At 39.0% G+C, this 17,120-nt stretch carries 10 protein-coding genes; 7 read left to right on the forward strand and 3 right to left on the reverse strand.

All coding sequences use genetic code 11. From position 1 onward, the window contains the following. Positions 1-129: 129 nt before the first annotated feature. The 7 genes from bcsA to HMPREF3129_RS13165 all read left to right on the forward strand — a co-directional run bounded on the left by bcsA (position 130) and on the right by HMPREF3129_RS13165 (position 11,969). The gene (bcsA, locus tag HMPREF3129_RS13135) at positions 130-2,244 is read left to right on the forward strand and encodes a UDP-forming cellulose synthase catalytic subunit (protein ID WP_052124576.1); all 2,115 of its coding nucleotides are present in this window, start codon (positions 130-132) and stop codon (positions 2,242-2,244) included. 2 nt (positions 2,245-2,246) lie between these two features. After that, positions 2,247-4,595 carry a cellulose biosynthesis cyclic di-GMP-binding regulatory protein BcsB gene (gene bcsB / locus HMPREF3129_RS13140; protein WP_070487064.1) on the forward strand — a complete coding sequence of 783 codons (2,349 nt, stop codon included), beginning with the start codon at positions 2,247-2,249 and terminating at the stop codon, positions 4,593-4,595. A gap of 10 nt (positions 4,596-4,605) precedes the next feature. Then, complete coding sequence (locus tag HMPREF3129_RS13145) at positions 4,606-8,292, forward strand: cellulose biosynthesis protein BcsC (protein WP_036919405.1); 3,687 nt, start codon at positions 4,606-4,608, stop codon at positions 8,290-8,292. A gap of 15 nt (positions 8,293-8,307) precedes the next feature. Continuing rightward, positions 8,308-8,778, forward strand: a complete 471-nt coding sequence (gene bcsD / locus HMPREF3129_RS13150) for a cellulose biosynthesis protein BcsD (RefSeq protein ID WP_017628733.1) — start codon at positions 8,308-8,310, stop codon at positions 8,776-8,778. Between the two features lie 38 nt (positions 8,779-8,816). Continuing rightward, a complete protein-coding gene (locus HMPREF3129_RS13155) occupies positions 8,817-9,722 on the forward strand; it encodes a sensor domain-containing diguanylate cyclase (RefSeq protein WP_049194458.1) in 906 nt (301 codons plus the stop codon). 173 nt (positions 9,723-9,895) lie between these two features. Further along, positions 9,896-10,858, forward strand: coding sequence for a UTP--glucose-1-phosphate uridylyltransferase GalU (gene galU / locus HMPREF3129_RS13160; RefSeq protein WP_020946490.1), 963 nt, complete (start codon positions 9,896-9,898; stop codon positions 10,856-10,858). Between the two features lie 73 nt (positions 10,859-10,931). Further along, a complete protein-coding gene (locus tag HMPREF3129_RS13165; protein WP_036919408.1) occupies positions 10,932-11,969 on the forward strand; it encodes a family 8 glycosyl hydrolase in 1,038 nt (345 codons plus the stop codon). 138 nt (positions 11,970-12,107) lie between these two features. On the opposite strand, the gene HMPREF3129_RS13170 is transcribed toward HMPREF3129_RS13165, so the two are convergent. The 3 genes from HMPREF3129_RS13170 to selA form a co-directional block, all read right to left on the reverse strand. Then, positions 12,108-13,757: an LTA synthase family protein gene (locus HMPREF3129_RS13170; RefSeq protein WP_012368625.1), complete on the reverse strand. Its 1,650-nt coding sequence runs from the start codon at positions 13,755-13,757 to the stop codon at positions 12,108-12,110. Positions 13,758-13,865: 108 nt separating this feature from the next. After that, the gene (gene selB, locus HMPREF3129_RS13175) at positions 13,866-15,728 is read right to left on the reverse strand and encodes a selenocysteine-specific translation elongation factor (protein WP_070487066.1); all 1,863 of its coding nucleotides are present in this window, start codon (positions 15,726-15,728) and stop codon (positions 13,866-13,868) included. Continuing rightward, a complete protein-coding gene (selA, locus tag HMPREF3129_RS13180; protein ID WP_004249787.1) occupies positions 15,725-17,116 on the reverse strand; it encodes an L-seryl-tRNA(Sec) selenium transferase in 1,392 nt (463 codons plus the stop codon). Before selA ends, selB begins: the two co-directional genes overlap by 4 nt. Positions 17,117-17,120: the final 4 nt, after the last annotated feature.

The raw sequence follows: 17,120 nt of genomic DNA on the forward strand, positions 1-17,120 counted from the left end.
ATGATATTGACTTGTGTCAATTTATAGCTATTGGTATTTTATTTTTTTAAAAAATTTTATTGGTCTATCGTACCAAGAATGAATTTTTTCTTAAAAAAGAAAATAATAGCAATGGCAAGGTACGGGGTTATGAATAAATTATTTAAACTATTAATAACAGCTTTTTTATTAATAACAATGTTTTCGCTTATTGTTATGCCAATGAGTGCTAAACAACAATATATATTTGGTATAATTAATATTCTGCTGTTATTTATTATTGGCTCTAAAAAATCAAAAAAACGATTATTAACAATGATTTTTTTATCATTGTTAATGTCTACACGTTATCTGTATTGGCGAGCAACCCACACACTTAATTTTAATACCTCTATTGAAGGGATATTGGGTACAGGATTATTTTTAGCTGAGATTTACTCTTGGATTATTTTAGTTTTAGGTTATTTCCAAACAGCTTGGCCATTAAATAGAAAAATAGCGCCATTACCAAAAGATATCTCGTTATGGCCAACAGTGGATATTTATGTACCCACATATAACGAAAATTTAGATGTGGTACGTGATACGGTTTTAGCTGCACAAGGTATTGATTATCCAAAAGATAAAATGAAAATTTATCTTTTGGATGATGGTAGCCGTGAAGAGTTTAAGCAATTCGCCAATGATGTTGGTGTGACTTATATTGAGCGTGAAGAGCACGATCACGCTAAGGCAGGTAATCTAAATCACGCAATGGCATTAACTGATGGTGAGCTTATTTGCGTCTTTGATTGTGACCATATCTCTACCCGTATATTTTTACAGGCAACGGTGGGTTATTTCCTTGAAGATCCAAAATTAGCTTTGGTGCAAACACCACACTATTTCTATTCACCCGATCCTTTTGAACGTAATTTAAGTGCCGCCAAAAACGGCCCTCACGAAGGTGCACTTTTTTATGGCCCTGTTCAACGAGGTAATGATAATTGGAATGCAACCTTCTTCTGTGGTTCATGTGCGGTAATGCGTCGTAGCGCCCTAGAAGAAATTGGTGGTATTGCGGTTGAGACAGTCACAGAAGATGCCCATACGGCATTAAAATTACAACGTTTAGGTTGGAATTCGGCATTTATTGATATTCCTTTAGCTGCAGGTCTAGCAACAGAGCGTTTAGCATTACATGTTAATCAACGTATTCGTTGGGCTAGAGGAATGACACAAATCTTTCGTGTTGATAACCCTATGTTAGGCCGTGGCTTAACGTTTCCTCAGCGGTTATGTTATCTCAATGCGATGATGCATTTTCAGTATGGGTTGCCTCGGATTATCTTTTTAACCGCACCTTTACTGTTTATGTTATTCAACCTCAATATTATCGCCTCTTCTGCCAGTATGATTTTTGCCTTTGCATTACCACATTTAATTATGTCGGTGTATGTAAACTCACGAAATATTGGTAAATATCGCTATTCTTTCTGGGGAGAAATCTATGAAACAGTGATGGCATTTAGTTTAGTACTGCCTACATTGCTCAGTTTAGTCTCGCCTAAATTAGGTAAATTTAATGTCACTGATAAAGGCGATTTGCTTGATAAAAGCTATATGGATTATCTAACGGTACGACCTTTGATTATTACTGCACTGCTTCTAGTTATGGGTATTTCATGGGTCATCATTCGTTATTTATTAAATGATTTTCAAGGCATCGACCCTTTAGTCATTGTATTGAATTTGGTTTGGGCAACTTATAGTTTATTTATTGTGTTGGCATCGATCGCAGTAGGTAAAGAAACACGCCAAATTCGTAAAAATACCCGCATTAAGGCATCACTTCCTATCACTTTACATTTTGATGATGGCGCTGAATTACAAACTACCACCGAAGATATTTCTATGGGGGGAGTGCGTATTGCGATTAATAAAATAGCTGAATTACGCCAGCGTACTGTTAATAGCATTACGTTAATGGTGCAACGTGATGTTGTTACGCTTCCTGTGGAAATGGTCAGTTTAGAAAATAGCCAGTTACGTCTCGCTTTTTTACCAATGGATTTAAATCTACGCCGTAAGTTAGTACGGGTGATCTTTGGTCGAGCAGATGCTTGGGTTCATCAAACACAATATCAAGACAAACCATTAAAAGAGTTAGGTGCTATCACTGGCTGTATTTTTGAGTTGTTCTTTGGTCGTCGTCAAAAAGTAAAAGCACCGGTAAAAAGAACAAAAACCTCTCTCTCTGTGCAATCTATTAATGGGGATGACTAGGTATGAAAAAGAAACTGACATCAATACTAAGTCTGACGGTTATTGCCATGGCGAGTATTCATTTTTGCTATGCGACAACAGGAATGCTAGAGCTAGATGGTGAAGTATTACCAGAGCCAACATCTTATACTCATCCGCCACTACAACCCACAGTAAGTACGCAACTATTTGATAATGTTGCACTCTCCGAGGCACGTAATATTGAAGAGCAGTTAACATTAGCTCAAATGGGGAGTCCATCACCAATAGTATTATCCGGTCGACGTTTATTATCCGGCGTGACATTTCGTATGGCAAATGATCTGTTTATCGATAGTGCGACACTCACCATGAAAGTGAAAGCTTCATCGGGATTAGTGCAAGCCGATCAAACGTTACATTTGATGCTAAATGGTCAACCTATGGGATTTTTGCCTTTAGAAGAAGGTGAGCAAGAACATGAGTATATGTTAGAGATCCCTGAAATGATGTTGACCAATGTAAACAACTTGAGTTTTCGCCTTGCCAGTCGCGATGCTTTAGATGAAAAGCAGTGTATGCCTCCTTTAGCTGATGAGTTAAGTTTGGTGATTTCGCCCGATTCATCATTAAATTATCGAGGTCGTTGGATTAATGGCGGGTATAGCTTGGAACGACTGCCCCTACCGTTCTTTGATCCTGACAGAATGACAGCGACCTCGTTACCTATTGTTTTAGCCGATAAACCAGATAATGGGCAGGTAACAGCTGCCGCTATTGCTGCTTCTTGGTTTGGTAGTTTTAGTCATGATATTAAACAAATAGATTTACCTGTATTAATGAATCAACTACCTGATAGCGATGGTGTTTTAATTGGTTATGCCGGACAGACTATTGCAGGTATTACCTTACCATCAGGAAAAAATGGGCAGCTCACGATAGTCGATAACCCTGTTGATCCCGTATTTAAATTATTACTGATTAGCGGTGATGATGAAAAAACATTACGTCAAGCTGCATGGGCATTAAATAGTGGCAAATTACCACCAAATGACCAATTAACGGTTGCTGCTCAACATATTCCGGTACGTCAGGATTATGATGCCCCACGTTGGTTAAATACCAATCATCCTGTAACATTGGGTGAGATAGCTCATGGTCGTGATGATTTTACTCGCCAAGGAATAAATCATGCTCCTAATCAATTTTCGTTTCGTGTCTCACCCGATCTCTTTTGGTGGGATGGAGATGCGCTACCTTTAGATCTGCAATATGTTTTTCCTCATTCAGATAAAATAAATAGCCGTCGCTCTTCGTTAATTGCCTCTTTAAACCATCAATTTATTGGTGCGTTATATCCTTCTCGTTCAGAGCCATTAGGAATATTAAGACAGTGGTTAGGGATGGAGAGTGCACAGCAAAGTAGTACGCTTTATTTAGATCCACGACAAATCTACAGTCAAAATCAATTAGAATTCTATTTTGATTTACATGAGTATGATGATGCCCCCTGTATTTTAACGGATGGCCAAGGATTGATTAGTCGTATTGATCCGCAATCAACCTTACAATTCAAAAATACGTGGCACTATTCCAGAATGCCTAATTTAGCCTATTTTTCAGGTGCATCATTCCCATTTAGTCGCCGGGCAGATTTTTCTCAAACCACATTATTATTGCCAGAAAATCCCACAACTGAAGAGCTATATACGTTAGTTAATTTAATGGCGAGATCGGGCTATTCAACTGGTACACCTGTTTCTTATATTTCTGTTTTTCTTGGTGCGCAAGCCTTAGAAAAAAATCAGTTAGCACAAAAAGATATCTTGGCGATTGGAGAGTTAGGTAGTAACGGCTTTTTGCCAAGTGCTTTTTCACAAAAAACCTTCTCTTTTATAAATAACCAACTTGAGATCCAATCTCCCTCATTGATAGATAAAGCTAAAAGTTGGTTAGCCGGTGATCCATTATCACCAAGTAGTGATGCGGCAAATTATCTTGCTCCGTTAAATGATTGGCGGGGAATGATGAGTTTTATCTCTCCTTGGGCTAAAGATCGTGTGGTTGTTTTAGTGACTGCAAAAGGTAATGACTCAATTAAAAACATCATTGGTGATTTGAAGCATGCAAATGTCAATGCCGCTATTAAAGGGGATCTGACTTTAATTAGTGGTCAAGATACGGTGATGAGCTTCCATTTAGGAGAACATTTTTCACAGGGAGACCTGCCTCTATTACAGCAATTTCTTTGGTATTGCACCAGACATGTCTATTTGCTTGGCATGTTGGCAGTCGGTTTTTGTGCGCTAACAGGGAGCGTGGTTTATTGCTGGTTACAACGTCGCTCAACGCGTCGCCTGAGTGAAATATCAAAGCGTCATGTTGATAAATAGGGGGAATAAAATGAAAAAACAGACACTTAATATGATTGTTAAAGTGATTTATGCCAGTTGCTTATTAGGCGTTACCCATTCCACGCTTGCTAATGCAACAGATGCGAATATTGTCAGCTCGTTAATAGAGCAAGCAAATTACTGGCATGGAAAAGCGCATGATGAACGAGCCATTGAAGCGCTACAAAAAGTGCTGATCATGGAAAATAATAATCAAGATGCGCTGTATTTAATGGCTTTTTTTACTGCGCAACAAGGAAATGAAAAACAAGCCAGCTATTGGCGTGAAAAACTGGCACGGATTGCACCTCAAGATCCGCGTATTGCGGGATTAAAAAATATTCGCTCATCTCAATTTAGTGAACAGCAATTGGGTTACGCGAGAGAATTAGCTCAAAAAGGGCAACATGAAGAGGCAATAAAAGCCTATCAGCGCTTATTTGTCACACATGAACCACCTGATACGCTATCACTTGAATATTATCAAACTATGGCTGGAATACCGGCAATGTTGCCACAAGCGATTGCTGGGTTAAAACAACGTGCTCAGCGGATGCCAGATAATAAAGAAACACAAAAAGCATTAGGATTAACATTAACTTATAACGAAGAAACTCGTCGTGAAGGGATTGCTATTTTAAGTAAGATTTCTGGTGATGAAACGGCGAAAAATGGATTAAGACAAGCCTTACTATGGCTTAATGTACGTCCTGATGATGAAGGGCTGTATCAATCTTATCTACAAACTAATCCTAACGATAAAGCCATTGCACAGCATTACCAAGGAGCAATACAAGGTAATGCCCGACAAGCGGGGTATGAAGCGCTAAACACAGGCAACCTAAAGCAAGCAACAACTTACTTTAAACAAGCATTAACGGTCGATAGTCAAGATGCTCAAGCGTTAGCAGGATTAGGTTATGTGGCTCTACGTTCAGGTGATTTGGCAACCGGACAAAAGTTATTAAACCAAGCCTCTCAGTCAGGGGGGGAACAAGGGCAAAAATGGAAACAACAAGCAGAGGATGCGGGTTTTTATTCTCAATTACGAGAAGTGCAACGACAAGCTAAGCAAGGTAATACTCAGCAAGCACTGGATAAATTATTACCTTTAACTCACTCATCGGGTGAAAAAGGATTATCAGCACATTTATTGCAAGCGGATTTATTGCGCAAACAAGGTAATTTACCTGCTGCTTATCAGCTATTATCTGAACTATATCAACAGCATAGTAAAAATGAAAAAGTTATTTCCGCATATTACTACTTGCTTATTCAACAAGGAAAAAACAGCCAAGCTGAGCAGTTAGTAGCAAAACAACCCGCATCTTTACGACAAAAATTAACGGCAAATACTGATCCATCAGAAAGATTACGTCGTGATGCGCAAAAGGCGTTAGAAAATGGTCATCGCACTCAGGCAAGACAATTATTAACTCAGGCACAACGTAAAAACCCGCAAAATAATTGGGTATACCTTGATTTAGCCCGTTTAATGATAGCCGAAGGTGATAAAACGCAAGCGGATCAGCTCATTTTACAACTTGAACGTCGTCAAACACGTGATGCCAATTATATTGCAGCTCTCTTTTATGTTGAACAAAAACAGTGGGATAAAGTTTTTACCCTACTGAACAATCAACCTCAACAAACTGAGGCGGAAAAAGCGTTATTAGAGAGAGCGCGTTTTTATCGTCAACTGACACAAGCTGAGCGTTACTATAAAACGGGCAATCTCGTTGCGATGCGCAATACGCTACGTCCTTTAATCAACCAAGTGGCTGATTATCCAAATGATGTAGGGGAATTAGCTGAAAAACTGGTAAATAGTGGTGCACAAGATGAAGCACTGCAATTGATTGAAAATGATCTGGCTAAAGGGACTAAAGGCTCCGTGGGAAATTATGCAGGGCATATCAATGTGTTTAATGCGTTAGGACGTTATGCACAAGCCTCGAGCTTGATTAATGATCCCGCATTACAGCAACAAACGCCAGCAGCCGAGAAACAACGTTTAGCTATACTGACAAATGTTGCGCAAGCGGATAGTTTACGGGAAAAAGGTGAAATCAAAGCCGCTTATCAAACTCTCGTCACCTCATTAAAGGTAAGTCCTGATGATCCAGACTTATTAATGGCATTAAGTCGTGTGTATTTAGCGCAATCTATGCCAGAGCAGTCAAATAAAATTCTCTCTTACCTTGAAAAACAGCAAGGGAGAGATAGCAAATTACTTCAAGCACAAATTGAAGTTGCTTTGGCGCAAAAAGACGGTCGTAAAGCCAAAACACTGTTACAACAAATACCGACATCTTCACAACCTGCTTATCTATTACAAGCAGCACAAGTAGCGCAATTAAACGGTGAAAATCGTCAGGCATTGGCGTTATTGCGTAGCGCACAATGGCAAACGACAAATAACACAACAGGTACGGTGAATACCGCAGCAGGGCAGTTAATGGCACTAGAGAGTGAAAATAGTGTGATGACTGGCTCTATAAATGAAGATAAACAGATGGTTGCTGTTCAACGCTCCATTCGTCAATTAGAGCAGCAGATATCTCCTTGGGTACAAGGTGGTATTGCTATTCGTCATCGTAATGGTGATAAGGGATTATCAAATTTGACTGAAATATCGGCACCGATTTCTATCTCAAGTGTTCCTGGTGAAGATTGGCGCTGGCAATTTAATATTAATCCCGTTTCAATCACCAGCGGTACGGCTTCTGGAGAGCGCGCTAATCGCTTTGGCTCGGGGCAATTGCAGCATGCTGAACGTTTTGCGAAAAACAGTGAGAATCATGATGAAAAGAACAAAATAAACGCAGATGATGCGGGAAGCCAGCGGGCTTCAGGTGTTGAATTAGGATTGGTTTTATCTGATCACAATACACGTTTTGATGTTGGAACAACACCTTTGAATAAAGATAGTTCCACTATTGTTGGTGGACTGACTTACTCACCAAAAATTGGCCAAAATGGACAGTTAACATTAACCGCAGAGCGTAGAGCGATTAAAGATAGCTTACTTTCCTATATGGGACGTACCGATCCTATAACGGGAGAAACCTGGGGACAGGTCACGCGTAATGGTGCTAAAGCGCAATATGCATGGGATGATGGCAAAGTCGGTGCTTATATTGGTGGGGGATACTATAACTACCAAGGGAAAAGTGTTGAAAGTAATGAAGAGGTAAAAGTTTGGCTTGGCTCTTATGCAAACTTCTACAAAGATGAGCAACAAGAAGTCAAAGCAGGTGTTCATGTGGACTATATGAACTTTAAAAACAACCAAAATTACTTCTCATTAGGGCATGGGGGGTACTTCAGCCCACAAGATTATGTCGCTGTCTCTTTGCCTGTTGCTTATACCCGTCGTTTTGAAAAAGGAGAGGTATCGCTAAATGGTGCGATAGGGGTACAGAGTTACAAGCAAAAGGGGAGTGATTATTTTCCAACCCATGCTTATATGCAAAATGCGTTAAACAAACGTCATACGAGTGACTCACGTATTAAATCTCGTTATGAAGAGCAAGATGAAACCAATATTACCTATCGTTTAGGGCTCGATGCTAAATATTATTTAAATAAAGAGTCAGAATTAGGACTCAGCTTATCTCATGATACATCGGGTGATTATGCTGAAGATAATATGTGGTTATATCTAAAATACACCCCAGACTTTTTATCTAAATAATTAAGGAGATAAGTAATGAACCAACATGATAGCGATATATTACAGTTACCTTTTGAAAGCGGTTGGCAAGATCTGACACAACTATTATTTTTTCAAATAGTTAGTGATAACGATATTACGCAGGCCGAAAATAAATTAAGGGATATCGGGAAAGATATCGCTCAACGTTACCCATTACCTGATAGCGAAAATATCCAGTCATTAGAATCACATATCAATCAAGTTTTAACACTGTTTAAGTGGGGCTTTGTGACTATCTCTCCAGCAATGAGTGAGTTGCTATTAGTGCACTGTGCATGGCCACATTTTTCAGCAAATGAAGAGGAAGCTAATTGGCGTGCAGCGAGTGCCAGTGTATTAGAAGGGCTATATGAAGGCTGGCTTACTCATCAAGGGGGAAATGATAAAATGCATGTGCACCGTCAAGCTACAGATGCAAAAGATGCCTTTATTTTTCGTTATGCGAATAGTTCATCAAATAAATAATAAAAACTATGCTTTATTGATAAGCATAGGAGGAAAAAATGAGTGAATTAGTAATTAATAATAATATTGTTAATGACTTATTAATGAAGCAATTTACTAATTATGTATTTATGATGATAGTAACAGATATAAAAGGTAATATTATCTACGCTAATAAAAAATACTGCCAATTTAATCATATTAATTTTGAAAGTATAAAAAATAAAAGATATAACTTGTTTTATTTAGTTGATGAAAATCAAGATGTGTTTTCTAACATTAGTGATAATAAAGAGGTAATAAGATTAGAGGCAAAACACCCAAATAAAAATAAACAAGAAGTATGGGAAGATATTAATATCGTTCCAATTTTTGATAAAAATAATCTAATTTCTCATTATGCATTTTTAAGTTTAGATATCACGGATAAAGTAAAGTTAAGAAATGATTTATTAAATAAAAGCTATATTGACTCTTTAACTGGAATGGCTAACCGTCTAAGTATTATTGAGAAAATTGAACAGGAGCGATTAAATATTGCGACACCTTCATCTTTTTGTCTTGGGATTATTGATTGTGATAAATTCAAAACGATTAATGATCAATATGGCCATGCTATTGGTGATCATGTTTTATGTGAGATAGCGCAGCGTTTATTAGCCTTAGAACGCCAGCAGGTTTACTGTGGGCGACTTGGTGGCGATGAATTTGCGGTACTTTTCCCTGCTGGATTACGTTCTTGCTCTTTATTGTTATTGGAGATCATCGAATCGCTATGGCGAGGGATGGAAAAACCGATAAAAATCAATAAAGAAAAAATAATCGTTCCTTCTATTAGCTTAGGTATTGCTGAATACCCTAAGGATGGCAAGACATTATCTGAACTATTAAAGTCAGCAGATAAACAGCTTTATGCAATAAAAGAGAAAGGAGGAAATAAATACGGTTTTTATTCAGAGTATTAAATAACACTATATTTCAAATAAAAATCATTATTAATAAATAAAAATCTCCTTATCTGGAGAGGGATACTTATATTTTAAATAGAGAGTTTTTTAGAAAAGAAAATAAAAGAAAATCATTTTCAATTAATAACAATGTATTGTTTTTATATAAATAATTATTTGAGGAGTATATTATGATGAAAGCTGTTATTCCTGTCGCTGGATTAGGCACACGTATGTTACCTGCAACTAAATCCATTCCAAAAGAAATGTTACCGATAGTTGATCGTCCTTTAATTCAATATATTGTTGAAGAGTGTGCACAAGCGGGCGTTGAAGAAATTATTTTAGTGACACATTCATCTAAAAATTCAATTGCTGATCATTTTGATACCAGCTTTGAATTAGAGAATATGTTAGAGCAACGAATAAAAAATAAATTATTAAAAGAAGTTCGTTCTATTTGTCCTGAAAATGTAAAAATTATCCAAATTCGCCAAGGGCAAGCATTAGGATTAGGGCATGCCATTTGTTGTGCTCACCCTGTCATTGGTGATAATCCTTTTATTGTGTTACTCCCCGATGTGCTATTAAATTCTCACTACTGTGATCCTTGCCATGATAACTTATCTGCCATGATCAAACGCTTCCAAAAAACAGAGCGTAGCCAAATTATGGTTGAACCTGTCGCACTCACTCAAGTACATCAATATGGAATTGTTGATTGCCAAGGTGTTTTTTGTCCACAAGGTAACTGGGCGCCTATTCGTCGTATTGTGGAAAAACCTAATCCAGAACAAGCACCTTCTAATCTTTCTGTGGTGGGGCGCTATGTTTTCTCTGCAGAAATCTGGCCGTTACTCGATGGGTTGCCTGCGGGTGTTGGTGGCGAAATCCAATTAACGGATGCTATTGATCTCTTATTGAGAAAAGAGGTTGCCGAAGCTTACACCTTAGTTGGTAAATCTCATGATTGTGGTAATAAACTCGGTTATATGAAAGCCTTTGTTGAGTATGGTTTACATAATAGCGAACTGAAAGAAGAGTTCGCTCATTGGATACAAGAGTTATATGCAAAAGATGTATTATCCCAAACTATGGCCAATAATCGCCCAACACTAAAAGAAGTCGATAACAGTGTGATGACAATTTTTTGAGGCTATTTTGCAATAATCAGTAGTATGCCGACCGAGTTCATTTAGCGGTCGGCAAAAGAAGGAGAAAGAGACAATGTCCATAAGACAGTTATCTCGATTGACTCATCGACTTGGTATTTTGCTAACACTAAGTGTGATGTTAATGATATCCCCAATGACACAAGCGACAGAAACCCAAGCAGGATGGCAACAATTTAAAGCGCGTTACATTACTCCCGAGGGGCGTGTCATTGATAGTGCTAATCAAAATATTTCACACTCAGAAGGTCAAGGATATGGCATGTTAATGGCGGTTATGAGTGACGATCGCCAAACCTTTGCACAATTATGGCACTGGACGGCAATGTCGCTGTATCGTGGTGATCTTGGCTTATTTAAATGGCGTTATGAACCCGAAAATAACCAACATACACCCGATCCTAATAATGCAACAGATGGTGATATTTTAATTGCTTGGGCATTATTAAAGGCCGGGGAAAAATGGCATGATGAAAGCTATCTTTCAGCGTCAGATTCTATTCAGCATGCGATCCTTGAACACACTTTAGTGAAGACAGAAAACTACAGTGTACTCTTACCGGGAATTAATGGTTTTAAAACCCCCGAAGAAATTATCATTAACCCCTCCTATTTTATCTTTCCGGCATGGAAAGATTTCTATCGAGTTAGTCATGATAGTCGCTGGAAAAATTTAATTAACGATAGCCAATCCTTATTAAGAAAAATGCGTTTTGGTAAATATAAATTACCAAGTGATTGGGTAAGTTTATACCCTGATGGTCATCTTGCCCCGAGTGAAAAATGGCCAGCACGATTTAGTTTTGATGCTATTCGCATTCCTCTTTATTTAGCATGGGCACAAGATAAACTCGCATTACAACCTTTTGTGAATTATTGGCAAAAATTTGATCGTGATAAGACGCCTGCGTGGATCAGCATTGATGGTAAAGAGCGCGCCGATTATAACTTAACGCCAGGTATGATGGCGGTAAGAGATCTGACAATGAAAACAGCAATTGAAAATGTCGATTTAACTAAGGATACGGATTATTACTCTTCAGCCTTACATTTATTAGCCGCCTTTGCGCAGAATAATCACAATGACTATTAATTAGCCCCGGTGGATATAACCATTAAAATAAAAAGAGGCCAGTTATTAGCCTCTTTTTTGTTCGATATCAGGACGAGTCAATAATCGTGTTGTTACAGATTAGTAATCCCGATCACCTTTTATCAGTAAATTTGAAAATTAATTATCTTTGCCACCGGCAACGTTTAATTTGTCATAAATATAGTTCTTATAACTATTAACTAATTTTTCATCCTCACAATCATTTAATTTGCCTTGGCATAAATGGCGCATTTGAATATTCGCTTTATAGTAAGGTGATAAGGGTAAACGAGCGCGCTCTAACAACATTCCCCCTAAGAAATTAATATCCGTTAATTCTCCAGTAGAAAGGGTTGCACCTTGCGTTAAATTATCCCTTAAGGTGAATTGAGTAATATGTGCTGGATCACTAAAAGGTGATTGATAATTTTTTAGGTCAATATTAGGTTGATGATCACCAAAATAAAGAAACAGGGTGGGGCGCTCTCTATTTGCGACAAAGTGAGAAAAATCTTCAATAGCCGGATCACTGGCAATAATTTTTTCCATATAGTGGCTAAATTTACCCGGTGCATCAGGGCTTTCTGTCTGACCAGCTAATTGATAATCATCACTATGTGAGCCTTTATAAGGGCCATGCTCATACATAGTTAAAGAAAAGATAAATAATGGCTTATCTGTATGTGTTTTTAAGATTTCTTTTAGATAATTAATCATATCTTGGGTAGGGATAGTCCATAAATTCTCTTCTAAACTCCCCGGATAACCCAATTCTTGTGGCTGGATAATCTCATCTACCCCTAATTTTTCATAAGCATATCCCGCGTGATAGGCGTTACGATTAAAAGGGGTGAGCAGTACGGTGTAATACCCTTGAGATTTGAGTTGGCGGAATAAACTTTCATTGAGTTTATCAACCACAAAATAGAACACAGAGTTTTTACGTGCACCAAAATCATCGGTATTTAGACCGGTTAATACTGAGAATTCAGAAAGCCAAGTTCCTCCACCAAAGGTTTGTACTCGTAATGGGCTTTGGGCACTGACACCTTCATCTTTTTTAAACATAAAAAGATCGGGCAAATCCACGTTTTTATCAAATTGGTAAATGCTTGGGTTTACGGTAGATTCTTGTAGTAATACAACAATATCGGGTTTTACCTCGGTTTGTGTTTCCGGTAAGACCACACGGTTGGCTTGCTCGATAAAGTAGTCTGCACTTTGTGCATAGTAAGGGGGATGATAAGCCGTTTGATAACCCGACATAATTAGATTAGTCACAGTTCCTCGACCACCGGGAAGCGTACCTTCCCACTCCGATTGCCATTTATTGACTGTAAAATGAATAGTTGTAAGGCCAATAATAATGAGCAATAAGCTACTTAGGCGTGTAGCAATAGGTGATTTACGGGAGAAACGCCACGCGGTAACCATATTAATGATTAGCCAAATAGCCATGGCAATAATCGCGACACCGGCTTCCCAATACTGCGTTAAGGTGCCTAAATTTGAGCTATCAAAAGCAAGGTTAAAATCTGAAAATAGCAGTGACTCTTTATAATAGTGGACTTTAAGCTGATTGATAAACTTGATAATGATAAAGAGTGTCCCTGTTGTGATTGCCGAGAATAGCGCGCGGGACGATAAAACAAAACACAGCGTAAAAATAATAAAATAAACACTGACAGATAGTAGTGCGGTATAAATTAGAGAAGCTTTCTCAAAGACAATAAATAATGAAGCAATAAGAACAAGCGCAAGATATATACGCCCTGATAATTTTTTCATATCTCTTCCGAGCATAGTGATTAAAAGTTTATTGATAAAGACAAGCGAAGAATACCTTAATAGGCTGAATGCTCACATCCAGCCAATCATAAAGAGTAACCAGTTAAGTTAGAATAACCCTTTATCTCGTAAGATATGAAGATCTTTTTTACGTCGAGTGAACCCTGTTCGGTCAAAATACTCAAGAATTTGTACGGCAAGTTTGCGACCTACGGCCAGTTCATCACGAAAATCGGCTGCGGTCACACTGCCGTTGGTTTCGTTATATTTTACGATGATAGCGGCAAATTTTTCTATCGAATCATGAGTATAATAGCGATCGGCAATAATGGGGATAATAAGACCTAGTTGAGCAGCTTTGCGTAATAAGCTTCGTATGACTTTTTCATCATGTTTCATTTCATGGGCGAGATCACGAACCCACCAAGGCTCTGATTGTTGAAAATAGTTTTTGGCAATCTGCCATAGTGCCTCTTGCTCTGCTGAGAAGGCTAACCCATGTGTTGGTAGATGTAGCCAGCCTCGAGTTTGCTTAATAGCACCTTCTTGGCGTAACTGATCAATTAAGTGATAAACCAGCTCATCGTGATAAGTAGGAAGAGCCATACGTTTTAAACGGGAACGCCCCACACCCATTTGATCGTTATGTTGCTGGTGATATTCTTCTAGTGTGCGTAATAGTTTTGCTTTGGCCTGTTCGGCATTGGCTTTCGAAATGACGACGCCGGAAATAGAAATAACATCAAAGGTGGTTAATAGCGTATCAAGTGCGGTTTCCGTCAGTTGCTGTGCCCAAGCAAATTGTGTCAATAACAATTCACCTTTGGGTAAATAGAGTGCGAGGTTATCACTCACCGTGTTGGCTTTATCAAGTGCACTTAGCCAAGATAAAAATTCAGCTTGTCGTTTACCCCGACGAGGAGAGTGTAAGCAGAGCACTTTGGCCGCCGCTAAAGTTCGTTGTGCACTGATATCGCGTAAAATCAGTCTATCGTTATCCACCAACCACAAGGGTTCATCAAGAATAAGCTCTGTTAATAGCGGTGTTTCATCGGTATTATTTAATAGTGCAATACGTCCTGTAATATGGCGTGTACCATGATGAATATGAACCGGTTGCCAATGTTTAATAGGTTCATCAGCTGTTAGACTGACTAATATTTTGTGTGAAGGATAAAGTGGTGCTTGTGATAGTAACCAATCACCACGAGAAACCGTTTCTTTACTGACATCACCACTAATATTTATCGCAATGCGCATACCTGCACCAGCTTGTTCTACTGGCTGATTTTGCGCATGTAATGCCCTAATTCTTACCGGTTTGTCTGCACCGGTTAGCCAAAAAGTATCACCTAGCGCAATTTGCCCGGCAAGTGCAGTACCTGTGACCACCAAACCCGCACCTTTAATACTAAATACACGATCAATTGCTAAGCGAAAACGCTTATGCCATTGAGGGTGTTGTTGCTCTTGCTGATGTAGGGTAACTAAATAGTCTCGTAATTGCGCGATACCCACGCCAGTTGAGGCTGAAGTGACAAAGATTTGTGGTGCTGACCAACCTAGATTAAGTAAGTGTGTGGTTATCTGCTGTTTAACTTCATCAATACGTGGTGGCTCTACACGATCTGCTTTGGTGAGGATCACGGTGATGTTAGGACAACCGGCAAGACGTAAGATAGCTGTATGTTCAATAGTTTGTGCCATCACACCGTCATCACAAGCGACAATTAATAAGGCGTGAGAAATTCCCCCAATACCTGCCAACATATTAGAAAGAAACTTTTCATGACCGGGGACATCGACAAAACCAATGACTGATCCATCGGTTTGTGGCCAATAGGCATAACCTAAATCGATGGTCATACCGCGTTTTTTCTCTTCAGGTAAGTGAGTCGTATCTACACCGGTGATCGCTTGTATTAATGTTGTTTTTCCGTGGTCTACGTGACCGGCTGTCGCAAAAATCATAGTGATAGAGCCTGTATTAATGCATTTTCATCCTCAAGACAACGTAGGTCGAGCCATAAGCGACCATCCGTAATACGGCCGATAATAGGTTTTTCTAGGTTACGCCAATGTGCCGCAAGGGCATCTAATTGACTTCCTTTCCCATCTTTGGCAGCAAAGGTAAGGGCTGCACTGGGTAAGCTTTCAATCGGTAACGAGCCACTTCCTATTTGCGAAGCACATGAGGATATTGTGATATGGTAGTTATCGCCATAATATGCCTGAAAATGAGGAAGTAACCGTTGCGCCATATCATGAATTTCGGTTTGTGTACGAGTGAGTAAACGTAATGTCGGGATATCCTTGATCATTTTTTCAGGTTGTTGATAAAGTCTTAAGGTGGCATCTAATGCTGCCAATGTCATTTTATCGACACGTAACGCTCGTTTTAGAGGGTGATGTTGGATGGCTTCTATCCACGCTTTTTTACCTAGAATAATTCCTGCTTGTGGGCCACCTAATAGTTTATCTCCTGAAAAAGTGACTAAATCTATACCCTGTTGCAAATAGTCCTGTGGCATCGGCTCGCTAGGTAAACCCAGTGCAGCCAAATTGGTCATAGAGCCACTGCCTAAGTCTATGGCGGTGGGTAAATTCATCTCTTTACCCAGCGCAGCAAGTTGTGCACCTTCAACTTCAGCGGTAAAGCCTTGAATGCTGTAGTTGCTGGTATGAACTTTCATTAGCAACCCAGTATTTTCGTTAATCGCGTTACGGTAATCTTTTAGATGGGTACGGTTAGTGGTTCCCACCTCTTTTAAACGACATCCCGCTTGGCACATCACATCAGGAATACGAAAAGCACCGCCGATTTCAACTAATTCGCCACGAGAAACAACCACTTCTTTATCTGGTGCGACGGTGGCCAGCATTAATAAAACGGCAGCTGCATTATTATTAACAATACAAGCATCTTCGGCGCCAGTTAATTCACATAACAGATCGGCAATGGCTCGATCACGATGTCCTCGAGAAGCACCATCAAGGGAGTATTCTAATGTTGCCGGAGAGCGCATGACTTGGCTTACCGCTTCAATCGCTGACTCTGCCATTAACGCACGACCTAAATTGGTGTGTAATACCGTCCCTGTTAAATTAAAAACCGGTTTTATGGCGGCTTTTCGTTGTAATGCAATACGATTTTTTAATTCTTCCGCCCAATTATCATGCCATTGCGGTAACTGATTATTTTGTCGAATAATGATACGCGCTTCTTCTTGTAGTTTGCGTAAATGTTCAACGATAAAGGTCTGCCCATAACCATCAACTAAAGTTTGAATGTCAACCTGATGGAGCAAACTGTCTATCGATGACAGTTGACTGTAAAGTGAACGCGTATCATGTGTCATGTTA

The sequence above is a fragment of the Proteus sp. HMSC14B05 genome (assembly GCF_001808035.1).
Taxonomy (GTDB): domain Bacteria; phylum Pseudomonadota; class Gammaproteobacteria; order Enterobacterales; family Enterobacteriaceae; genus Proteus; species Proteus mirabilis.